Source organism: Plasticicumulans sp. (genome assembly GCF_035331805.1).
In the GTDB taxonomy this organism is placed as follows: domain Bacteria; phylum Pseudomonadota; class Gammaproteobacteria; order Competibacterales; family Competibacteraceae; genus Plasticicumulans.
In genome coordinates, this window is sequence record NZ_DAOLKE010000290.1 from 2,174 (window position 1) to 4,433 (window position 2,260).

The window sequence follows — 2,260 nt, forward strand, 5'->3', positions numbered from 1 at the left end:
TCGGCGGCGCGCAGCTGCTCCATCTGCTGGCGGTCGCGCGCCGCGGCTTCCCCGACCTCCGTGAAGGCCGTCTGCATCGCGGTGACTGCGGCGTTGAGCGCCTCGGCCATCTGTCCGAACTCGTCGCGCGCCTCGACCGGCAGCGGGTTGCTGAGATCGCGCGCCGCCAGCCGGCGCGCGAGGCCGAGCACCGCATGCACCTGGCGCACGATGCGCCGGCTCTGCCCCCACAGCATCACGGCGAGCAGCAGCAGCGCCGCGCCGAGGCCGACGAGCAACTGGTTGCGCTGGCTGGCGTAGGCGTCCTCGACATCGGAGATGTACAGGCCGCTGCCGATCACCCAGTCCCAGGGCACGAAGCGCTTGACCCGCGAGACCTTCGGCTCGGGCACATCGGTTCCGGCCCGCGGAAAGCTGTACTCGACGAAGCCGGCGCCGTTGCCGCGCGCGAGCGCGTCCTCGAAGCTGTCGAACAGGCGCCTGCCCTGCGCATCCCGCAGCTCCAGCAGCCCGGCGGTGCCGGCACGCTCCGGCTTGCCGCCGTGCATCACATAGACGCCGTCCGAGCGATGCACCCAGAAGTAGATCTCGCCGCTGCGCATGCCGAGCAGCGCCTCGATGGCGCGCGCCTGCGCCGTGGCCCGGTCGAGCTGTCCGGCGGCCTCGGCGGCCTGATAGCGCGCGACCGTCGCCCAGGCCAGATCGACCAGATTCGAAACCTGGTCACGGCGTTCGTGCTCCAGCTCGGCGTGCAGGTTGCGCAGCGTCACGGTCAGCGCCAGCACCATGGCCAGCGCGTTGATCGCGAGCAGCAGCGCGAACTGGCTGCGCAGGGACAGGTTCTTCAGGAAAGGCATCGCGACGCTCCCGGTTGCGGGGATACGGCAGGGCCGGCGGTCGGGGGGGACGGCCGGCGCCACGGGCGGACGTATCGGGTATCGCGACTGAATATCGGCAGGGCGGGCGGGCGGCTATAGGCCAATACAAAGATTTACCGGGCGGGCGGTAAGGTTTTGCCGGGTCGCGGCAGGCTGCTGCGATTGCGCAATGCGGCAAAACCCGGATCGCCGGTCGAAATCGCCGGTGCGGATGCCGAACTGCGGCGCCCGGGAGCGGCTGAAAAAAACCGTGACGGCCGCCGGAGTGCGGCCGTCGAGGGGGGAAGAGGCCGTGTGCCCGGCGGCTTCAGCCGCCGGCGGCCATCAGCGCGCGCACGTGCGCTGCACAGCTCGATGCCAGCGCCGAAAGCTCGTAGCCGCCTTCGAGCACCGACACCAGCCGCCCGCCGCAGCACTCGGCCGCGAACGCGGCGAGCTGCGCGGCCAGCCACTGGTAGTCGGCCTCGGTGAAGGCCAGTTCGGCGAGCGGATCATCGCGGTGCGCATCGAAACCGGCCGAGACCAGCAGCAGGCCGGGTTCGTGGCGGCGCAGCGCCGGCAGGATCTCCTCGTTCCAGGCGCGACGCAGCGCCTCGCCGCCGGAGCCGGCGCGCAGCGGCACGTTCAGCACGTTGGCGGCGACGCCGGTTTCCTCGGCGTGACCGGTGCCGGGGTACAGCGGGTACTGGTGCGTCGACACGTACAGCACCTGCGGCACGGCCTCGAAGATCGCCTGCGTGCCGTTGCCGTGGTGCACGTCGAAATCGACGATCGCGACGCGCTCGATGCCGTGCACGCGCCGCGCGTGCTCGGCGCCGACCGCGACGTTGTTGAACAGGCAGAAGCCCATCGCGCGCGCGGGCTCGGCGTGGTGGCCCGGCGGGCGGATCGCGCAGAAGGCGTTGGCGGCCTCACCGGCGACGACGGCATCGACCGCCGCGCACACGGCACCGGCGGCACGCAGCGCCGCCTCGAAGCTGCCGGGCGAGACGATGGTGTCGCCATCGAGCATCGCCTGTCCCCAGGCCGGCATGCGGCTCATCAGCCGGTCGACGTGATGCGCCGGGTGCACGCGTTCGAGCTGCTCGAAGCTCGCCGCCGGCGCCTCGCGCCACTGCAGGCCGCGGAATTCCGGCGCCCCGAGTGCATCGAGCACCGCCTGCATGCGCGCGGCCCGCTCCGGATGCCCGCTGCCGGTGTCGTGCTCCGAGCAGTGCGGGTGCCAGAAGACCAGCGTGCCGCCGGCGCCGGGCGCCGGGTCTTGGGGCGTGCTTGACATGGTCTGCTCCTCCTGCGGATGCCGGCGCCTTCGAGCGGGCGCGATACGGCAAGCATATGTCGAGCGTAGGCCGACACCGGCGTGTAACGATTGACGCCGGTCA

2 protein-coding genes are annotated in these 2,260 nt (G+C 71.8%); both read right to left on the reverse strand.

The annotated features are described in order from the left end of the window. On the reverse strand, positions 1 to 857 hold an 857-nt coding region (locus PKE44_RS15455), incomplete at its 3' end, for a cache domain-containing protein (protein ID WP_324552858.1). 328 nt (positions 858 to 1,185) lie between these two features. After that, the gene (locus tag PKE44_RS15460; RefSeq protein ID WP_324552861.1) at positions 1,186 to 2,157 is read right to left on the reverse strand and encodes a histone deacetylase family protein; all 972 of its coding nucleotides are present in this window, start codon (positions 2,155 to 2,157) and stop codon (positions 1,186 to 1,188) included. Positions 2,158 to 2,260 lie beyond the last annotated feature (103 nt).

Excerpts from the sequence above, each read along its gene's own strand:
- PKE44_RS15460 (WP_324552861.1), bottom strand. The coding sequence starts at position 2,157 with ATGTCAAGCACGCCCCAAGACCCGGCGCCCGGCGCCGGCGGCACGCTG.